Annotated in this window: 16 protein-coding genes; 8 read left to right on the top strand and 8 right to left on the bottom strand. The window is 43.3% G+C overall.

Annotated features, from left to right (window positions below; all coding sequences use genetic code 11):
- Positions 1-441 precede the first annotated feature (441 nt).
- The 3 genes from D0907_RS16230 to D0907_RS16240 all read left to right on the top strand — a co-directional run bounded on the left by D0907_RS16230 (position 442) and on the right by D0907_RS16240 (position 5,527).
- Positions 442-1,404 carry a glycoside hydrolase family 43 protein gene (locus D0907_RS16230; protein ID WP_118844763.1) on the top strand — a complete coding sequence of 321 codons (963 nt, stop codon included), beginning with the start codon at positions 442-444 and terminating at the stop codon, positions 1,402-1,404.
- A gap of 310 nt (positions 1,405-1,714) precedes the next feature.
- Complete coding sequence (locus D0907_RS16235; RefSeq protein ID WP_118844764.1) at positions 1,715-5,125, top strand: LamG-like jellyroll fold domain-containing protein; 3,411 nt, start codon at positions 1,715-1,717, stop codon at positions 5,123-5,125.
- Between the two features lie 69 nt (positions 5,126-5,194).
- On the top strand, positions 5,195-5,527 hold the full coding sequence (locus tag D0907_RS16240) for a carboxylesterase family protein (protein WP_244223134.1): 333 nt from the start codon (positions 5,195-5,197) through the stop codon (positions 5,525-5,527).
- Between the two features lie 13 nt (positions 5,528-5,540).
- On the opposite strand, the gene D0907_RS16245 is transcribed toward D0907_RS16240, so the two are convergent.
- The 7 genes from D0907_RS16245 to D0907_RS16275 form a co-directional block, all read right to left on the bottom strand.
- Complete coding sequence (locus D0907_RS16245; RefSeq protein ID WP_074989528.1) at positions 5,541-6,221, bottom strand: hypothetical protein; 681 nt, start codon at positions 6,219-6,221, stop codon at positions 5,541-5,543.
- Between the two features lie 141 nt (positions 6,222-6,362).
- Positions 6,363-8,312: a family 43 glycosylhydrolase gene (locus D0907_RS16250; protein WP_244223135.1), complete on the bottom strand. Its 1,950-nt coding sequence runs from the start codon at positions 8,310-8,312 to the stop codon at positions 6,363-6,365.
- Positions 8,313-8,324: 12 nt separating this feature from the next.
- Complete coding sequence (locus D0907_RS16255; protein WP_227006791.1) at positions 8,325-9,392, bottom strand: aldose epimerase family protein; 1,068 nt, start codon at positions 9,390-9,392, stop codon at positions 8,325-8,327.
- A 215-nt stretch (positions 9,393-9,607) separates the two neighbouring features.
- Complete coding sequence (locus D0907_RS16260; RefSeq protein WP_118844765.1) at positions 9,608-10,192, bottom strand: HAD family hydrolase; 585 nt, start codon at positions 10,190-10,192, stop codon at positions 9,608-9,610.
- A 131-nt stretch (positions 10,193-10,323) separates the two neighbouring features.
- Entirely contained in the window at positions 10,324-11,823 is a 1,500-nt protein-coding gene (araA, locus tag D0907_RS16265; RefSeq protein ID WP_118844766.1) for an L-arabinose isomerase, read from the bottom strand.
- 23 nt (positions 11,824-11,846) lie between these two features.
- Positions 11,847-12,542 (bottom strand): L-ribulose-5-phosphate 4-epimerase, encoded by a 696-nt coding sequence (locus D0907_RS16270; RefSeq protein ID WP_036973625.1) that lies wholly within the window; start codon positions 12,540-12,542, stop codon positions 11,847-11,849.
- A complete protein-coding gene (locus D0907_RS16275; protein ID WP_036973626.1) occupies positions 12,539-14,191 on the bottom strand; it encodes a ribulokinase in 1,653 nt (550 codons plus the stop codon). The genes D0907_RS16270 and D0907_RS16275 overlap by 4 nt, the downstream gene beginning before the upstream one ends.
- Positions 14,192-14,422: 231 nt before the next feature.
- Here D0907_RS16275 and tal point away from each other — a divergent pair, with 231 nt between their 5' ends.
- A complete protein-coding gene (gene tal / locus D0907_RS16280) occupies positions 14,423-15,376 on the top strand; it encodes a transaldolase (RefSeq protein WP_074989530.1) in 954 nt (317 codons plus the stop codon).
- 124 nt (positions 15,377-15,500) lie between these two features.
- On the opposite strand, the gene tkt is transcribed toward tal, so the two are convergent.
- Positions 15,501-17,501 (bottom strand): transketolase, encoded by a 2,001-nt coding sequence (tkt, locus tag D0907_RS16285; RefSeq protein WP_075594490.1) that lies wholly within the window; start codon positions 17,499-17,501, stop codon positions 15,501-15,503.
- A gap of 347 nt (positions 17,502-17,848) precedes the next feature.
- Between tkt and D0907_RS16290 the strand changes: the two genes are divergently transcribed.
- Genes D0907_RS16290 through D0907_RS16305 form a run of 4 tightly spaced genes read left to right on the top strand, consistent with a single transcriptional unit; the run spans position 17,849 to position 21,036 of the window.
- The gene (locus tag D0907_RS16290; RefSeq protein WP_036973629.1) at positions 17,849-18,736 is read left to right on the top strand and encodes a MipA/OmpV family protein; all 888 of its coding nucleotides are present in this window, start codon (positions 17,849-17,851) and stop codon (positions 18,734-18,736) included.
- Between the two features lie 3 nt (positions 18,737-18,739).
- Entirely contained in the window at positions 18,740-19,123 is a 384-nt protein-coding gene (locus D0907_RS16295) for a DUF3019 domain-containing protein (RefSeq protein ID WP_118844767.1), read from the top strand.
- Positions 19,123-19,836 (top strand): response regulator transcription factor, encoded by a 714-nt coding sequence (locus tag D0907_RS16300; protein WP_036973631.1) that lies wholly within the window; start codon positions 19,123-19,125, stop codon positions 19,834-19,836. Before D0907_RS16295 ends, D0907_RS16300 begins: the two co-directional genes overlap by 1 nt.
- Positions 19,837-19,842: 6 nt before the next feature.
- The gene (locus D0907_RS16305; RefSeq protein WP_036973632.1) at positions 19,843-21,036 is read left to right on the top strand and encodes an ATP-binding protein; all 1,194 of its coding nucleotides are present in this window, start codon (positions 19,843-19,845) and stop codon (positions 21,034-21,036) included.
- Positions 21,037-21,151 lie beyond the last annotated feature (115 nt).

Genomic DNA, 21,151 nt, shown 5'->3' on the forward strand with positions numbered 1-21,151 from the left:
ATTCTCGATTAAATGTATTGCAGGGCCCTTTTGATAATATTGTATGATTATTTATAGATCAACCGATTAAACTAATTAAAACTGATACGATCTCATTCACACAGCACACATTAATAAAAATGCTCCTTCAATGTAGAAGGCGCTATATTTTCAGCTTAAGCAGCAATCAATATCAACATATTCAATGAGTTCAAAGACCTATTAGCTTGCCTTTAATACATCAAATGCAGAAAAAAAGGCCAATAAATTATTTACGCAAATTATTTTGCTGCTACTATAATTATAAAAATACAATAATACAATTTGATATTTTTACTGCAATTTTTCGAATTATCTCATGATAACAGCCAGTTACTCAGTTACCATTATTAATACTCTGCGTATATCGATCATGGGTAAAAAATCAGCAGTCAGAACAACAATCATTTACAGAGGACACTCATGAGTAAACTGAAAGCCTTAGCGCTACCATTGCTTTTTTCGAGCAGCTTAGCCGTTGCACAAAACCCATTATTCACCGATGTATTTACTGCAGATCCCGCAGCACTTGTTCACAACGACACCGTATACCTTTATACAGGCCATGATGAAGCACCTAATAACGATGTATTTTTTGAAATGCATGACTGGCTTGCCTTTTCGTCTACCGACATGGTGAATTGGAAAAAGCATGGCCCAATTATGAAAGCCACTGACTTTAAGTGGGCAAAAGGCGAAGCGTGGGCGTCACACATGATTGAGCGTGATGGCACCTTTTACTTCTTTACCACGGTTCGTCACAACGATACAAAACCGGGCTTTGCTATTGGTGTTGCAACGTCTAAGTCACCGACAGGCCCATTTAAAGACGCCATTGGCCATGCGCTTGTTACAGACGATATGACCAAGCACACACCGAATGATTGGGATGATATTGATCCTGCTATTTATACCGAAGAAAACGGCGATACATACATGTTCTTTGGTAACTTAGTGCCAAAATATGTAAAGCTGAGCGATGACTTACTTTCGCTTGATGGGGAAATCAAAACACTCGATTTGCCAAACTTTACAGAAGCATTATGGGTGCATAAAAAAAATGATAACTACTATGTATCGTACGCCTGTGAGTTCCCTGAGAAAATCTGTTATGCCATGAGTAAAAGTATTCATGGGCCGTGGGAATATAAAGGTATCTTGAATGAAATCGCGGGCAACAGTGAAACCAACCACCAATCAATTATCGAATACAAAGGTAAAGATTATTTTATTTACCATACAGGTGCAGTACCACCAATTGATGGCAAACCAAGTGGTGGGCGTTTTCGTCGTTCCGTGTCTATCGAACCACTTTACTACAATGAAGACGGCACCCTTAAACGTATTATCATGACTACTGAAGGGTTAAGTGCACAAAGCAAGTAATACTATGAAGGGCTCTGGTGTAGAGCCCTATTCATTTTTTATACTCTTTTTTCAAAGGCCTAAACTGCAAATTAAAAGTACTAGCAATACAGCTCATCCCCCCATTTAAAAACTTTAACCCTGCTGCAAACAACGAAATTAAAGAAACAAAGCATTTACAATGCAATTACCTTTGTGAAATCATTTGCACAATCTAAATAATATTATAAAATTACAATACTACGTTATTGTTGATTTTTTTTTTTATAGCAGCAACACTTTTTGACAACAATTCAATAAAAATAAATCCCTGATTTAAAGGACACATAAAATGAAATTAAATAAGTTAGCTATGCTAATTGCCTGCTCTTTGGCTGTGACCGGTTGTGGCAATGAAGAAGGCACACAATATGACACTGCACCTGCGGTTACCGAACCCCAAAGCGCAAAACCCAGTGTAAGTAGCAGTGTTGAATACACAGAATCAGGGAGCGTAATGGTTACTAATGTCAGTGTACATGACCCTTCTGTTGTTAAAGTTGACGACACTTATTATATTTTTGGTTCACACCTTGCTGCCGCTAAATCAACTGATCTTCTGAACTGGGAAATGATTTCTAGCCTTTCAGCTAACGCAGCCGTTAATGAAAGCCCCCTATTTGATTACAACTACACAGGTGAAATTGCCGAGGGTATTGAATGGACAGATGGCTTTACTGGCAACTGGGCTGCCGATGTAATCAAAGCGCCAAATGGCAAGTTTTGGTTTTACTATAACCACTGTGCACAAGATAACCCAGATACACCGGATGTTGTTGATGAAGTGTGTTGGAACCGCTCTTACCTTGGTTTAGCTGAAGCTGACAACATTGAAGGCCCCTATAAAAATAAAGGCATTTTCTTACGCAGTGGCTACCGCAATGAGGCGGAGTTTACAGCCTACCCTCTCGATAACGGCCAAACAACATGGAATGGCGCCGTTGATCCAAACGTCATTGACCCTGCTGCATTCTATGATGCAAACGGCAAGCTTTGGATGGTTTACGGCTCTTACTCCGGCGGTATTTTCGTTTTAGCAATGGACGAAGAGACCGGTATGCCAGAAGCCGGTCAAGGATACGGTAAAAAACTAGTCGGTGGTGACTTCCGTGCGATAGAAGGCGCCTTTGCAATGTATAGCCCAGAGAGCGAGTACTATTACCTGTTCTTCTCAGTTGCTGGATTTGACTTAAACGGAGGCTATAACATTCGTGTTGCTCGCTCAAAAACACCTGATGGTCCATACCTAGATAACACGGGTAATGACATTGCAGCAATAGGGGGCCTAGAAGTCGGTGAAAAACTAATGGGCGGCTTTGAGTACACCCAAGAACTTGGCGAAACAGCACCTGCTTGGGGCTATCAATCACCGGGGCATAACTCGGCTTACTACGATGAAGCAACAGGTCGTCATTTATTAGTAACACACACCCGTTTTCCACAAACATCGACTGAGTTCCCTAACAATACTGAAGCACACCAAGTTCGTGTGCATGAAATGTTTATTAACTCATTAGGTTGGCCGATGGCTTCACCACAACGCTATGTACCGCTTGAGGGCGACAACATGGTGGTTGCTGATGAGCTTTACGGTTACTACAAATTTATCAATCACGGCACTGATGTAAACACTGATGCTATTCGTTCAATGCATATTGCATTAAACCAAGATCACTCAGTAACAGGTGACGATCCCGGTATCTGGTACATGATTGATGACTCTAATATTAAACTAGAGCTTGATTCTGGTACTTACTTCGGCGTGGCTAAATGGCAATGGGATGACGCCACCAAAGCGATGGCCGTCACTGTATCGGCAACATCAAGCGAAGGCGCTACCATTTGGGCAAGTAAACGTGATGAAATTACGGATACTGCAAACGTGCTGGGCACTGTTCAAGAAGCACTTGATATAAAAACTGAATTATCAATTGCAGACGAAGGCTATTCATTACCAACTAAAGGTAAAGATGGTGCAGCGATTAACTGGCAAAGTAGTGATGAATACTACATCACCAGCGAAGGGTCTGTGTTTATCCCTACGCCAGACCGTGGTGATAAATCCGTTACTTTAACGGCTAATATCTCTTTAAATGGCGAGAGCACAACCAAGACATTTAATGTAAACCTTGAAGCGCGTCCAGAATTTAAAAATGCGATTGCACACTACAAATTCGAAGAATCACTAAGCGATGATTTAGGCAATCTAGGTGATGCAGGGGTGACAGACAACAATCTATTAAATGTAGGTGCAGGCACAGCCGCTTTCGCTGAAGGTCAAACAGGTAAAGCGTTTAACTTTGATGGTGCAACGGGTGTTCGTTTACCTGATGACTTAGTGACAGGCGATGAGTACACCATTTCATACTGGTTTAAGCCAACAGTGCTAACAGATTTTTCTCCTACATTTTTTGCTGCAGCATCCGTTGATAACTGGATAAGTATCGTACCAGCAAATTCACCTTCATTCCTTTGGAGCCACTATTTAGATGAAAATAATAAAGACGTTTGGGGTGATGTAAACCAGACTACACCTGCACCATTAGCCTGGTCACATATTGCAATTACTTATGTAGGCCAAACAGCTACACTTTATAAAGATGGCAAAAGAATTGGCTCAATACAAAGACCCGACATGTTTAATACACAAACCGGCAATTTTGCTCTCGGTGTTAACTACGGGTGGGATTTACCTTTCCAAGGTCAAATTGACGAATTTATCGTGTATGACTACGCCTTAAACAGCTTAGACATCAATGGTGCAGCAATCAACAACCTAACAGATCCGACTAAGTTCGAAAGTTTCATCACTGATGCGCTTGATTTAGGTGATGTCTCTGCAGTACGTGAAAGCTTCGAGTTACCACGTGTCGGTCCATTTGTGTCAGGTATTAGCTGGACGTCAAACAACGAAGAGTACTTAAAACCAGTTAACGGCACGGCTGTTGTGACTCAACCAAGTGCCTCTGCTGGCGACCAAGTTGTAACATTAACGGCAACCATTAAGTACAAAGACTTTACTGATACTAAGTCATTCGATGTAACCTTAAAATCACTTGCACCAGCTGAATACAGCTTCGAAGGTGACCTAAGTGCATTAAACGGTGCGTATGCAGCGGGTAAACCAACGGGTGGTTTCATGAACAACACTGGTGGTAACGTAACTTTTGTTGACGGTATCATTGGTCAAGCCGTATTCCTTGACGGGTCAGGTGTTCGCTTGCCAGATAACCTTATTACAACCAATGATTACTCTGTGTCTATGTGGTTAAAACCAGAAAGCTTCACCGATTACACAACCGCATTCTTTGCAGGTGCAAATGCAGACGCTTGGTTGAGTTATGTGCCTTCGATGGCTGGCTCTAGTCTAACTCGTTTGTGGGCAAATAATGGCGCATTCTTTGATAATGCAGAGCTAGATAGCCGTATCCCTCTCAAAGAGTGGACACATGTTGCCTTCACGGTTGATGGCACCAACGGCGATACGATAAAAATGTACGTCAATGGTGAACTTCAGCTAGAAGCGGGCGGTTTCCCTCGCGTGTTCACTGTACCTGGTGAAACCAATGAATTTGCCTTGGGTGTTAACTACTGGGATACCCCTTATAACGGGGCTATTGATGAACTGAAAATTTTCAACGGTGCGATTAGTGCTGAAGAAATAAAAGCACTCTTTGACGCAGCTTCTGCACAAGAAGAGTAATAAGTAAGGTGAGCTGTCTCACCTTCCTTATTCGTTGTCGTAAAAAGCCAGACTCTGTCTGGCTTTTTTATGCAAACATGGAGCTGGGCAAAGTTACAAACACAATATGGTAATGCGCCTGTGTACCTGTACTACTTCGATCATCACCCTGCCCGAAAGAGTGGGGCAAAAGATGAAGATCACGGCTCTGCTCACGGTCATGAAATTGCGTACGTGTTTAAAAACTTGAATAAGTCAGATCCCAATGTCACACCAAACGACTTAAAAATGTCAGAGGTTATGGCAACGTATTGGACTAATTTCGCTAAAAACGGGAATCCCAATAATGACGCACTACCAAACTGGCCAGCTTTTGATGATGAAAAGCCGAGTACCATGTACTTCCAACAACAGCCAAAGTAACTAGTGAGCAGTTTTACTCACTTTTCCAAAACTGCCACCACTTTTTGTTACTCGCGGTATCTGCTTTACTCAACGCTGAGCTTGCTGTTTCATGGGGATACCTTATACGATAAGACGGATCACTAAAGGCAGGGTTCAGTGCCGTTGAGTTATTCATTCGATCATAGTCATCTAAGTGGGGATTAGAATAAAACTCTTCGACTGGATACGGTAAATAAGCCTCGTCATACCCTGAATATTCAAAAATAAAACGTTTCGCTTTTTCATTTCTAAGAAATGCATTCCGAAACAAATGCCATTCAGCATCATCAATATTCATATAAAAATATTCACTCGCATCCAGAATGAGATACTCGTACTCTAGCTCATCAAAAAGCGCGATTGTCTTATCTAAATACCCTATCGCTATTTCAGGCTCTTGAAATAACTCAGTAAAAAACCGATGTGAGTTTTCTATATTTTCTTTCGCTTTTTTGACCGTCGTACACGGTAAAGAGATCGTATCGTAGTGTAAATTACCCTCTCCATCCATGTATTCAATTTTAGACTCGATGAAATCATCTTCATTGAAAAACATTAACCAGACTATTGGTATTTGATAACCTGCTTCAGCTAACTCAATGTACTGACCACCTTCACTTTGCAGCTGATGCACACTTGAAATTGGTTTACTTGAATTAATTAAATAAGACATTTACAACTCCTACTCCCTGAGAAAGCAACCAGCGCATTCCCTTAAACTGAATAATTATACCTTCACGTTATATTAACAGGAACAAAAAAAGCCACTCATAAATGAAGTGGCTTTGGTTTGAGTCGATTTTTTACTTATGACTTAATGTGGTTCACGCAGGTGGAACACTTGGCACTTGTTACCTAAATCGGGTTGTTGTGCAAAGTTAGTGTTTTCAGCCAAACCACAGTTACTTAAGCCTAATGCTTGTTTTGTGTAACGGTTGATAAGCATGATGCCACCGCCTTCAACTGGGGCAATGCGCCACTGTGCTGTTTTCGCGGCACACGAAGCCATTTCTACATTGGCACCCGGCACGAGTGCATTATCGGCTACTGCAGCACAGAACTCGCTGTCAGCGCTTTGTTTCAGGCTTACATAACCCGTATCTGTTGGTGTGAAGAACCACTGCTGTGCGTCTTTATGCGTATAAGCGTGTTGCTCAACATTAGTACCAGCTTTAACTGTACCAGCTACGCTCAACGCTTTACCACTTTGTTGGCTTAATACCACAACACTGCCCATAGGGCGTAATTGCCAGTCGCCACACGCTGTTGTGTCGCTTTGCTGTAACACCGCTTGATTTTGCGCAGCCGAACACCCTGCAACCGCTAAAGGTTTGTCTGTGTAACGGTTAGTAATAGACACATTACCGTCTGTGCTTGGAGCTACTTTCCATTGCTGGCAGAAGTTATTGCGCCATGCCGCAGATTGTACTTTAGCGTTGTCAGCATCGTTACAGCTTTCAAGTTCAAGGAACTTGCTGTCTTCGCGGTTGGCTAAACGAACAAAACCGTCTGTTGTTGCATCAATAACCCACTGACCATTGGTGCTTGCACACTGGCGCTGCACTGCGCGCGCATCTTGTGGGTCTGCAGCGATGTCTAAACATAGGCCACTTGTGGCATTCACTAATTGGTAGCGTTGACCTTGTACACGTGTTACCAGCGGACCATATTCACCTGATGGTGGGGCGACTTCAACACCCGGCGTTAATGGTTTACCAAAGTTTGGCGTTCCATCGTTGTTCCAAGTGAATTTTTGCGCACGTAAAGAACGCGTTGCGCTACAACCGTGCTCTACTGAATCATTACCATGGTAAACCAGCCAATCTTCAGTACCATCTGGCGACGTGAAGAAACCATTATGACCTGGGCCAAATACGTCTTCTGTGCGCTCAAATACCGGCTTGTCGTATTTTTTCCAGCTGCTGGCTTTAAGTGGATCATCACCTACAAGCTCAAGCATACCCAGCTTGTAGTCAGGGGTATTACAGAAGCTTGCTGAGTACGTCATAAACGTACGCCCATTGTGCTGTATAATTTCAGCGCCTTCCGTTACTTTACGACCACTAATTTCCCAGTCTAGCTCAGGACGCGTGATCACCGTGTGTGGAGAGTTCTTTTTCAGTGTCCATGGGTTTTCCATTTCAGCAATAATGTTTAACTGTTGATCGCCCTGCCACTGTGAGTAAATCACATACAGTTTATCGTTGTATGTTAGGTAGTTACCGTCGATATTCCATACGTTTGGCATTAATGCCCCTTTGTATTCGTATGGACCCATAGGGTCATCACCGGCACTTTCTAAAACATTTAAGTGTTGGTTATCTAGCGTGCCATCGGTACCGGCTGTGTACATCATGTACCAACGATAGCCATTTGGCCCTTTTAGGCGATGGAATTCAAACGCCCAGAAGTTACAACAACGTTCAGGGTTTGAATCAGACCACACATTGACAGGTGTTGCATCTGCAAGACCAGCAAGTGTGGGCGATTTTCGCATCACTAATTCAGAAGTCCATGTTGTTGTGGTTAAGTAATAGTTACCATCCCAATACTCAAGCCATGGATCGGCGCCATTAGGAAACAGCGGATTGGTAAATATGCCATTATCTTGAATGGGCGCTTTTTCTGTGGCTGCTACATCAGTTTTTTTAGCTGTGTTGTCTTCAGCCGTTGTCTGACAGCCAGTCAGCGCGCCAAACGACAAGGCAAATAGGCTAGCTAAACCGGCCTTTTGCATTGCGCTTTTAAGCTTTGTTGTTTTCACGTTTGTGTTCCTTTATTTTGTACCAAATTCGTACACGATGCGTGTTGAGTACACGTCACCCGGTAATAATGTTGTGCTTGGGAACGTTGGCTGATTGGGTGCATCAGGGAAGTGTTGTGGCTCTAAACAAAAACCACTTCTGAAGTTATGCACTAAGCCAGACGCTTGCTTGCTACTACCGTCTAAGAAGTTACCTGAATAAAACTGTACGGCAGGCTCTTCGGTGTAAACGGTTAATGTACGACCTGAGTTTGCTTCGTAAACCGTTGCCGCTTCTACAAGCTCTTTGCTTGGTGTGTCTTTTAGTACAAAGTTATGGTCGTAGCCTTTACCAAGCTGAAGCTGTTCATTGCTTACTTTTATATCTTGACCAATTGCTTTAGCAGTACGGAAGTCAAACGGTGTGCCTGCTACATCCATTAACTCTCCCGTTGGGATTAAGCCACCATCTACAGGCGTAATCGCTTTGGCGTTAATTTGCATTTGGTGATCAAGAATGTCGCCTTTACCCGCTAAGTTAAAGTAGCTGTGCTGCGTCATATTGATAATTGTAGGCTTGTTCGTTGTAGCAATAAACTGCATGTCTAGCGTGTTGTTATTGGTTAACGTGTAAGTCACTTCAGTGGTTACTTCACCTGGGTATCCTTGGTCACCATCGGGGCTAACAAGGCTTAGGGTCACGCCTGCACTGTTTTGCGTAGTGAACGGTGTCATGTTCCATACTTTTTTGTCGAAACCTTGCACACCCCCGTGTAAATGATTGTCGCCGTCGTTAGTGGCAAGCTGATATTCGGTGCCATTTAACGTGAATTTACCGTTCGCAATACGGTTACCAAAACGACCAATAATAGCGCCAAAGTAAGTCGTTGCTTTTGTGTAAGCGTCTAGGTTATCTAAACCCAGTACAATATTACCCATTTCGCCTTTTGCATCTGGCGTTTCAATGCGCGTGATAATACCGCCGTAGTTGATTACATCAACACTAATGCCATTGCTGTTAGTGAGTGTTACTTGATTTACAGGGGTTTGATCTGCAAGCACGCCGTAAGCCGTCATAGATGCTGAAGGGGAAGTTGTCATATTGTCTCCTTGATGAGCACACGCTGGTGTTAGGGCAATCCCACATGTCACCAACAATGCATAAAGCCCGCGCGACTTTTTCGTGTTCGAACCGGCTGTTTGATGAGTTGTTTTTAAACCTTGGAAAACACATTGCAATGACATATGAATAACCTTTTTTTAATTGTATTTATAGTTTTATAATACAATTAAGGGGATCATTGCAAATTTAATCGCTAAAATTGGATTTTGCCGTCTTTTACCATAATGCAGTCCATGCCCGCACTTTTTGCTGCTTGATAGCCAATTTGCGTATCTTCAAACACCACGCATTTACTGGGTTCAACACCTAATTGCTCAGCCACTTTTAAAAACGTTTCTGGGTCTGGCTTACCTTTACTCACATCACTTGCGGTAACTAAGGCGCCTATTTTATTAATTAAATGAGTATCTGTTAGGTGATCAATTGCATGCTCGCGGTCAGCCCCTGTACCCACTCCCATTGGCAGTACACCATGGTATTTCTCAAGTACAGCGACGGTTTCGTCAATTACCAATGGATGGTGCTGTAAATCAACCCAAAATTGGTGCTTGTCTTTAGCAACAACGAGAGGGTCGTGATCTAAACCAAATTTTTCATTGAGCATTTCAATGGTTTTAACGGTCGGTATGCCACCCAAGCTATACATGTAGTCGTAATCGAACGGATAACCATACGCTTCACAGGCTTTCTGCCATGCTTGCAAATGACTGCCCATTGAGTCAATTAAGGTGCCGTCCATATCAAAAATAATGCCTTGGTAGGCGCTTAAGTCGATCATATCTACTCCTAAAAAGTGTTACTTCACAATAGCATAAGCCAGCGAGGAGCGAGGCTCATCACTGGCTTAATCGACAACAAAATTTGACTGAACATGCTAAAAGCATGCCCTAGTACTTTATGTACTCGTTTTTACAGGCCACGTTTTAGCATGTAATAAGCTGCGTTATGACGAAGCTCTGTTTTGAAACCACGAATTGTCGTATCGTTATCGATGATCATCGTTTCAACGCCAGCCATTTCAGCAAAATCAACGATCATATCAGTTGTGACTGCTTGGCTGTATGCAGTGTGGTGTGCACCACCAGCGTGGATCCATGCAGCAGATGCAACAGATAGATTTGGTTTTGGTTCCCACAGTGCTGAAGCCACTGGTAAGTGAGGTAAATCAGCTGGCGGAGCCACTGTATCTACTTCGTTGATTAGAATGCGGAAACGGTTACCCATATCAATTGGTGATACGTTAATTGCAGCGCCTGGCTTTGCAGTAAACAATAAACGGCCTACATCACACTTCACACCGATCGTGTGTTGGTGAACTTCTAAGCGTGGTTTTTGTGCTGCAATTGAAGGACATACTTCTAACATGTGCGCGCCAAGTACTTGGTCAGTCTCACCCATGTTGTAAGTGTAATCTTCCATGAATGAACAACCGCCTTCACGGCCTTCACCCATTACTTTCATGATGCGAACCATCGCAGCTGTTTTCCAGTCACCCTCACCACCGTAGCCATAGCCTTTCGACATTAGGCGCTGTGTAGCAAGACCCGGAAGACCCGAAAGACCTGATAAGTCTTCAAAACAGTTTGTGAATGCTTTAAAGCCGCCTTTCTCTAAGAAACGCTCCATACCAAGCTCTAAACGTGCTTCGTTGCGCAGCATTTTTACGGCGTAATCGTCTTGTAGAGTTTCGTCAGAAATCACATAGTCTTGCTTATAAAGCGCTAACTGTGCATCGATTTCGTCTTCTGTGATTGTATCAACCACTTTTACAAGCTCAGCGACACCAAACGCGTGTACTTCATAACCAAAGGTGATTTGTGCTGAAACTTTGTTACCTTCCGTTACCGCTACTTGACGCATGTTGTCGCCAAAACGCGCTACTTTAAGTGTTTGGCTTTCTGCCCAGCCTTTCGCCGCACGACACCAGTCATCTAACTGCTTTTGTACGTCAGCACGTTGCCAGTGACCCGCAACCACTTTGCGCTCTTTACGCATTACCGTACCGATGAAACCGAACTCACGGTCACCGTGTGCACTTTGGTGCGTATTCATGTAGTTCATGTTGATGTCAGACCAAGGAAGGGCTGCATTGAACTGAGTATGAAGGTGTAACCAAGGCTTACGTAATTCGCTTAGGCCAGCAATCCACATTTTCGCAGGTGAAAAAGTGTGCATCCATAATACTAAACCAACACAGTTAGGATCGGTATTTGCCGCTTGGCAAACAGCGTGAATTTCTTCAGGTGACTTAACGGTAGGCTTACATACCAAGTTTACTGGTAGGTTCGCTTCGCTGTTTAAGCCCGCTACAATTGCTTCGCTGTCTTTGGCAACCGTTTCTAACACCTTAGGACCATAAAGATGTTGTGAGCCGGTAACAAACCAGACTTCTTTCGTCATCGTCGTCATGTTAATAATCCTCTAAATTCTTGCTATTTGCTCTGACCGTAATACGCGTTTTTACCGTGCTTACGTAGATAATGTTTATCCATCACGGCTTTTTTAAGTTCAGCTGCGTGTGGATCTAAAGTGCGTGTTAAATACGCCATGCGAGCAATCTCTTCGAGTAGCGCGGCATGGTATACAGACTGAGCGGCATCTTTACCCCACGTGAAAGGCGCATGACCCGCAACAATCACCATAGGTGCAGCTTTCGGATCGCGGTCTTTATACGCATCAGTAATTTGAATACCGGTTTCTAACTCATAATCGCCATTCACTTGCTCATCAGTTAGTTCACGCGTACAGGTGATGTCACCGTGTACATAGTCAGCGTGAGTTGTGCCAAGGCAAGGAATGCTTTGCTTTGCTTGTGCCCATGCAGTTGCATAGGTCGAATGCGTGTGTGTTACACCGCCAATCTCATCGAAGTGGCGATATAAATGAACATGTGTTTTGGTGTCAGAAGACGGACGCATAGCACCTTCAACAATGGTGTTTTCAAGGTCGACGATCACCATGTCGTCGGCTTTCATTTGGTCGTACGATACACCACTTGGTTTAATCGCAATCACGCCTTTGTCGCGGTCGATTTGCGATACGTTACCAAAGGTATAAATTACTAAGCCACGACGTTGAAGCTCCATATTCGCTTCATAAACTTCACGTTTTAGTTCAGTAAAACTCATGCTTTGTCTCCGTTTACATAGCTTGCAAGTGCTTGGTAGTTGGCATAAAGCGCGTCATACACCGCTACACGCTCAGGGTTTGGTAAGTACTGATGACAGACTGATGACGCCATCACTTTTTGCGCATCAGCCACTGTTGCGTGCTCACCCGCAGCAACCGCAGCCATAATTGCCGCACCCAATGCACAACTTTGCTCACTCTCTAAAACGTCGATTGGACAGTTCCAAACATCAGCACAGGTTTGCATTACGTAGTCTGATTTTTTAGAAATACCGCCGATAACAACCACTGACTCAATTGGCACGCCTTCACTTTGAAAACGCTCAGTGATAGCACGTGCGCCAAACGCCGTTGCTTCAACAAGTGCTTTAAAGAATTTAGGTGCATCTGTGCCCATTTTTAAGCCAGTTAATGCCATTGCAACGCTTTGATCAGCATCTGGCGTACGACGACCATTTACCCAATCAAGCGCAGTTACGTCGCTGCTTGTTACAGGGAGTGCTGCCGCCGCATTTGATAAATCAACTAAGATTGAGTCTTCTAGCTTGTTAACTAACGCCTGCTCAGCGTCAGATAGATTTGTAAGTTGGCGAGTTGGCCAAAGTACTAGATTTTTAAACCATGCGTATAAGTCACCAAAAGCAGACTGACCAGCTTCTAAGCCAATTAATCCTGGGATCACTGAGCCATCAACTTGACCACAAATACCTTTAACGCAGGTATCACCTAGTTGCTCTTTAGACGTTACCGTGATGTCACAGGTTGAGGTACCCATTACCTTAGTTAGAACGCCTGGGCGAACATTGGCAGCTACTGCCCCCATGTGACAGTCAAATGCACCGTAACCAATCACAATGCCTTGTGGTAAACCTAGCTTCTCGGCCCACTCAGCGGTTAAGTTGCCAGCAACTTGGTCGCTTGGCTCTGTGGTTGCATTTAAAGTATCAACAACACCATCTAATAGTGGGTCGATACTTGTAAAGAAACTGTTTGGTGGGAAACCGCCCCACTGCTCGTTCCACATTTGTTTGTGGCCCGTTGCACAACGCCCTAGCTTTAATGCTTCAGGGTGAGTTGTGCCGCACATGAGCGCGGTCATCCAATCACAGTGTTCAACCCATGAATAAGTGGCTGCTTTAACACTGCTATCAACGCGGAAAATATGTAATGCTTTAGCCCAGTACCACTCAGAAGAGTAAATACCGCCCATGTGTGAAAGGTAGTTCACATCGTTGTTAGTTGCAGCTTGAGTGATTTCATTTGCTTCTTTAATAGACGTATGGTCTTTCCACAAAATGAACATTGCATTTGGGTTTTCTGCAAACTCTTCAGTTAATGCCAGTGGTGTACCTTGGCTATTAATAGCCACAGGCGTTGAGCCTGTTGTATCAAAGCTCATACCCACTACTTTGTCTGCGGTACCTGCTGGAACATGCGACCAAAGACCATTCACTACTTCAACAAGGCTATCAATGTAGTCTTGTGGATGCTGACGAAACTGATCTTTACTTGGGTCACAATATAAACCTTGTGCCCAGCGCGGGTAGTTCACTAAATGGCTGGCTAGTTCTTCACCAGTTGCAACATCAACGAGTAATGCTCTTACCGAGTCTGACCCGTAGTCTAATCCCAACGTATAACGAGACATAATTACCTTTCACTAATTGCTTACTAACATTGTTAGTCATTATCTTTATTTGTATGATAATATCAACAATACCAGATTGTAAAGGTATTATAAAAATATTATTAACAGGATTATTTGCTGCTGGCGGGCGATTTATTGCGCAGTTTTTCTGGAAGATTAGATTGTTTTTTCAGCACAAATAACAGGTTAAAGCCACTAAATTAACTTTTGTATGATAAGAATGGGATAATTATGTCTAACCAACTAGAACAACTTAAAGCAATGACAACCGTTGTTGCTGACACGGGTGATTTTGAAGCAATCAACGAATACAAACCGCAAGATGCAACAACGAACCCATCACTCATCTTAAATGCGATTCAAATTGAGAAGTACCGTCCACTTGCTGCAGAAGCCGTTTCATGGGCTAAAGCACAAAGTAACGATACAAATGAAGTAATAAGCAAAGCAGCTGATAAACTAGCAGTGTTAATTGGCTCTAAATTAATGGAGCAAGTACCGGGTTTAGTGTCAACTGAAGTTGATGCGCGTTTATCATTTGATACCCAAGCAACCGTTGATAAAGCTCTTGAGCTTGTTGCTCTTTATAAAGAGCAAGGTATCGACACATCGCGCGTGTTAATCAAAATTGCTTCTACATGGGAAGGTATTCAAGCCGCTAAAGTACTTGAAGCACAAGGCATCCGTTGTAACCTAACACTGGTGTTTGCATTTGCTCAAGCGCGTGCTTGTGCCGAAGTAGGCGCATACCTAATCTCTCCATTCGTAGGGCGTATTCTTGATTGGTATAAAGCACAAGATGCAAGCGCAGATTTCGACGGTGCAAACGATCCGGGCGTTAAGTCAGTGACTCACATATATAACTATTTCAAAAAACATGGTTTTGAAACAATCGTTATGGGTGCAAGCTTCCGTAACATTGGTGAAATTCAAGAACTAGCAGGCTGTGACCGCTTAACTATCAGCCCTAAACTTCTTGCAGAACTTGCAGCAACGCAAGCGCCTTTGACACAAAAGCTACAACCTGCGACTGAAAAAGCAGACGCGCCAGCAGCGATGACAGAGCACGCATTCCGCTGGGAAATGAATGAAGATGCAATGGCCACTGAAAAGCTAAGCCAAGGTATTCGCCAGTTCGCCATTGACCAAGAGAAACTAGAGTCAATCTTAAGCGAATTAGTTTAAACCTGATTGTTTAAGCAGAAAAAAGCCCGCAAACTAAGGTTTGCGGGCTTTTTTTGTGCCTGCCTTATAATCGTGAAGGCAGGCTTATCGTGTTGCGATTACGATAAATTTTTAGCTAACAACATTATTCAGCAAGTAATGCGTTTGCTTTAGCGACGAGGTTAGCAACCGTGAAACCAAAGTGCTCTAGCAATACAGCACCAGGCGCTGATTCACCAAATGTATCCATACCGAGTACGTCACCATCTTGGCCAACATACTTGAACCAGAAGTCACGGTGCGCAGCTTCAACTGCAATTTTTGGAGTACCCGCTGGTAGTACGCTTTGACGGTATGCTTTGTCTTGGCTATCAAACTGATTAGTCGACGGCATAGATACCACGCGAACTTGCTTGCCTTGTGCTGTCAGTTCAGCGGCAGCATTAACCGCCAGTTCAACCTCTGAACCTGTTGCAATTAGGATAAGTTCAGCTGTTTGTTCGCTATCAACAAGTACATAACCACCTTTAGCGATATCGGCTACTTGCTGCTCATCGCGCGCCATCGCTTTCGTGCCTTGGCGGCTGAAAATGAGTGAACTTGGGCCTGTTTCTTTTAATAACGCTTGACGCCAAGCAACCGCTGTTTCTGTTTCATCACACGGACGCCACGCAGTCATATTCGGGGTCATACGTAGGTTTGCAATTTGCTCGATTGGTTGGTGAGTTGGACCATCTTCACCTTGACCAATTGAATCATGAGTATACACAAAGATGCTTTGTGCTTTCATTAATGCAGCCATACGCACAGCATTTCGCGCGTATTCCATAAACATTAAGAAAGTCGCACCGAATGGGATAAAGCCACCGTGTAGTGCAATACCATTCATGATAGCGCTCATACCAAATTCACGTACACCGTAAAAAACATAGTTACCATCAGCGGCATCTTGTAAGCCTTTAGCGTCTGGCCACAATGTTAAGTTTGAACCGGCAAGGTCAGCAGAGCCACCCATTAGTTCAGGAAGCTGCTTTGCAAAGAAAGTAATTGCGTTTTGTGAAGCTTTACGCGTTGCAATGTTTTGCATGCCAGCTTGGCATTTAGCAATGTACTCATCAGCTAATTCTGCGAAGTTAGCAGGGAGTGTTTTTTCAAGTACGCGACGAGTATATTCTTTAGCAAGTTCAGGGTGTGCTTTGCTATAGGCAGCAAACGTTTGTTGCCATGCACTTTCTAACTCTTGACCTTTCGCTTGAGTATTCCACTCGTTGTACACGTCTTGCGGTACTTCGAATGCAGGGTGTGGCCAGTTTAATTGCTCACGTACCGCAGCGATTTCATCGTGACCAAGTGGCGCACCATGACAGTCGTGGCTACCCGATTTGTTTGGCGAACCAAAACCAATCACAGTTTTACAGCAAATCAGTGTAGGTTGCGTGGTATTGCTTTGCGCCGCTTCGATTGCGCCCGCAATTGCATTCATATCATGACCATCAACATCACGAATAACCTGCCAGCCATACGACTCAAAACGCGCAGGTGTATCATCAGTGAACCAACCTTCTACTTCACCATCGATCGAGATACCGTTGTCATCCCAAAATGCAATGAGTTTTCCAAGGCCTAACGTACCTGCCAACGAACATGCTTCGTGCGAGATACCTTCCATTAGACAGCCGTCACCCATAAAGCAGTATGTAAAGTGATCAACAATATCAAAGTTCGGTTTATTGAATTGTGCCGCTAAGGTTTTTTCAGCGATAGCCATACCGACTGCGTTAGCAATCCCCGAACCTAATGGGCCTGTTGTTGTTTCAACACCCGGTGTGTAACCGTATTCAGGGTGACCCGGTGTTTTAGAATGAAGCTGACGGAATTGCTTAATATCTTCGATGCTAACGTCGTAGCCGCTTAGATGTAACAATGCATATTGCAACATTGAGCCATGCCCATTTGATAACACAAAACGGTCACGGTTAGACCAGTCTGGGTTTAATGGGTTATGACGATGAAAGTTTTGCCACAATACTGCGGCAATATCAGCCATCCCCATGGGCGCACCTGGGTGACCTGAGTTAGCTTGTTGAACAGCATCGACAGCAAGTATGCGAATAGCATTTGCAGATTGAGAACTAGGCAGAGTCATCTTATTAGCTTCCTGTTAATATTATAATATAATTAATATCGCAAAAACTCAGTCAAATAGCAACTTAATAAAGTGTCATGTCAGTAATGACGTGCCCCTAACGCGGTTTTAAAGTGTTAAATGAGCGTGAATATGCACCGTTTAATACTTTGTAATACTCTGTTTATGTTGCTCACGCTTTTTTTTAGCGACCTCAGCATCACAAACACATTAATTATTAATTCATGCGCTTACATTATTTAGTTTACAAAAACCAACCAATGCTACAATTTGGTACATTATTTCATTGTTCAAGTTAACAAGAACACCTTAGTGTTAACACGTTTTTTCGCTGAGGTTTTTTATTTGTGATAGTTAACAGTGGTTGCTCTATTGGGCTTCGCATTATTTTACTCTTAAGCACGCTTTACTTGTCTCCTCAGGCTCACAGTACCGCGCCTGCCTATTTAGCAGATGAAGGGTTGAGCCTTGGCATTAGCTTAGGGTATGGGCAGCTCGATAATCCGGTTTATAATAAAGGGGATATTCCACTTTATGTGCTGCCGCGCGTGGAACTGTTTGTCGGTGATTTCTCGTTCGCAAATACGCAACTAACCTGGACACCGATAACACGTGAAAACTATCAACTCTCAGTGTTCACTCAACTCAACGAAGACGGGCTTTACTTTGCTAAGCATTCCGCTGCACTCGCAGCAATAAGGACTATAAGTGGCCGCCCTCCAATGGGGTCAATTCCACCGGCAATGGGTGACATGCCGCCCACGACCCAAAAAAGACGCGGCGATATAGGCAGTATTAGTAACCGTAAACTCTCTTTTATGACTGGCGCAGAAGCGCTATACGATTGGCAAAACTGGCGCTTTAGCGTGAGTTGGGCAATGGAGCTAACCAACTATCATAAGGGTTTACAAGGCGCACTTTCTGCACAGCGCTTATATAAAATTGATCAGCACCTACTTTTATTGGGTATCGAAGTACAGCATTTAAACAGAGGGTTAGTCGATTACTATTATGGCACTAGCCAACAAGACGTGCAGGTGGGGTTTAGCCGCTTTGAAGGTCGCTCAAGTCAAAAGTATGGCCTTAAGGCCAGCTACCAATACCACTTTAGTCAGCAATGGCAATTTATTAGTGATGTAAAGTACCAGCGCTTATCTTCGGGCATCGCCGACAGTCCACTCATAAACGATAGCAACTTGCTTTCTTTTTATGCTGGCATTGCATGGAATTACTAAACAATGCTGCGAACTAACTCATTTTTACTCATGATGCTTATCCTCAGCTTCACCCTTAGTAAACTTGCCTTTGCTGAGTCGAGTCATATTGAAGTAACACCCAGTAACTGTGTAACTATTGAGCAAGATTGTGTGATGAATATTAAGGTAGATTGGTTCACAGAGGCCACCAGCACGGTGTGCATTCGTGTTACCGATCAGCAAGTCAGGCTATTTTGTCAAAAGCCAAAACAAGGGCACAACTTCCTTATCGCTGTACGAAACAATCGAAATATTGTTCTAGAGCTATTAACCGAGCAACTTATCCCGTTAGAAAGCACTGAAATAAACGTTTTTTATCAAAATATTAAAAAACGTCGCCGTGATATCGCATGGAGTATTTTTTAATGACCAAGCATAATAAAATTTTATATATTGAAGATGACCTAAAACTGGCTCAATTAGTCGTAAATTACCTGATGAGTAATGGGTATGAGGTTGATCATTTTGATAATGGCTGCCATGCGTGTTACCAGGCAAGTATGAAGAAGTTCGACTTAATTTTACTCGATATCGGCCTTGGTAACGAAGATGGTTTTGACGTATTCAAAGAGCTAAAACGCTATCAAGACAGTCCGATTATTTTTATGACAGCCAGACAAAGTCAGGTTGATCATATAACAGGGCTAGAATTAGGAGCCGATGACTACCTTACCAAGCCTGTATCACCGTCTATTTTATTAGCAAAAATTAACAACACGATTCGCCGCACTCAACAGGTTAAGCCTCAAAGTACTGTACACAACGCCCATAACATACGGTTTGGCTCACTGAGTATAAATACCATTCAGCGCGAAGCTTATTTGCATAGCCAACCTCTTGAATTAACCAGTGCAGAGTTTGAATTACTAATACAGTTAGCCAAGGCTCCAGGGCAACTTATCAGTCGCGATCAGCTTTTTGATAGTGCAATTGGTCGTAAATATGATGGTCAAAGCCGCACAATTGATGGCCGTATAAGTCGGCTCCGAAAAAAGCTCGGAGACGAGTCTGTGCCACCCCAAAAAATAGTCACCGTGTGGGGCAAAGGGTATATTTTTTCACCTCAAGCTTGGAGCTAACTTGCCTTGTTTAGGCTGTATTTTTACCTCTATTTAACCCTCGCTGTTTGCCTAAGTAGCGCAGCGTGGGTACTAGAGACTTATTTTCCTTCTCCTCCCGCTCACTCGTTAGAACAGCAACTCGCACACCACCTGCTAAGTGTAGAAAGCCAAGTCGATAATGCGTTAATAAAAAAATCGCCCCTTGCCAGTTTCTACTTAGGCGATGCTTTAAAACAACCCCTGTTACGAGGCGAAGTGATCAGTGTTAATGACCCTGAAGGGAATGTGTATTTTCATCGACTTGCTGTCGATGGTGACACCATTTTAAGCGCTGGCCCTTACGTACAAACAGAAGAAACAGCATCACAATCCCTCGTGAGTCTGGTTTTTTATAGTAGTGTTGCATTGGCGGTGGTTATTTTTACCGGCCCATTACTGATTGATTTAAGTAAACTACGTAGAGCAAGTAGCAAAATTTCAAATGCTGATTTTAGCCCGCAAGTTCAATTTAGCCGCTTTAGTTTATTAAAAAGCATAGGCGATACCTTTGATAATATGGCACAGGCACTTTATAACCGAAACCAAAGTCAGCGCGAACTTATCAACGCCGTTTCACATGACTTTTTAACCCCGATTTCACGCGCTAAGTTTGCCCTCGAAGCCGTTGACGATAACAACCATTATCGCCACAGTATTTTGCAAGACATTATTGAGTTAGAGCTATTAGTTGAAGAGTTTTTAACTTATGCAGAGCTTGAACAGTGTGAGCCACGCATATTAATTAAAGACTACAGCCCTGATGAATTACTCCAGCCCTGTATTGCTAAGTTTATGAGTTATTGTCAGCTTGATATTCGTATTGATTGCCAACTAGAAAAAATAAGTGTTGATAAGCAAAGCTTTCAGCGCTTACTGCAAAACTTACTTGGTAACGCTGTGCGGTTTGCTAAACAACATATTGAGATCACCTTAAAACACACTAAAAAAGGCACGTTACTCATCATCGAAGATGACGGGCCAGGTATACCAGAAGCGATGCGCGCAACCTTAATGCAGCCTTTTTCTAAAACGGCCTCTGTGCATCAACGTGGCTATAAGGGAGTCGGCTTAGGCTTGTCAATCGTGAAGCAACTCTGTATTTGGAATAACGCACAGTTTAGTTTAGACAATAGCAGCCAGCTCACTGGCGCCAAGGCAAGCATTCATTTTTTGCGTTGATACCCCCTCCCCGAAAATGTACCAAGATGTATCAGTGTGTGCCATTTATTTACATTATATTGATGTTAGATACACAACTGAACACTATCCCTAGTGATTAAAATCGTTCGCAACA

Origin of the sequence: Pseudoalteromonas lipolytica (assembly GCF_003515105.1) — a bacterium.
Lineage (GTDB): Bacteria > Pseudomonadota > Gammaproteobacteria > Enterobacterales > Alteromonadaceae > Pseudoalteromonas > Pseudoalteromonas lipolytica.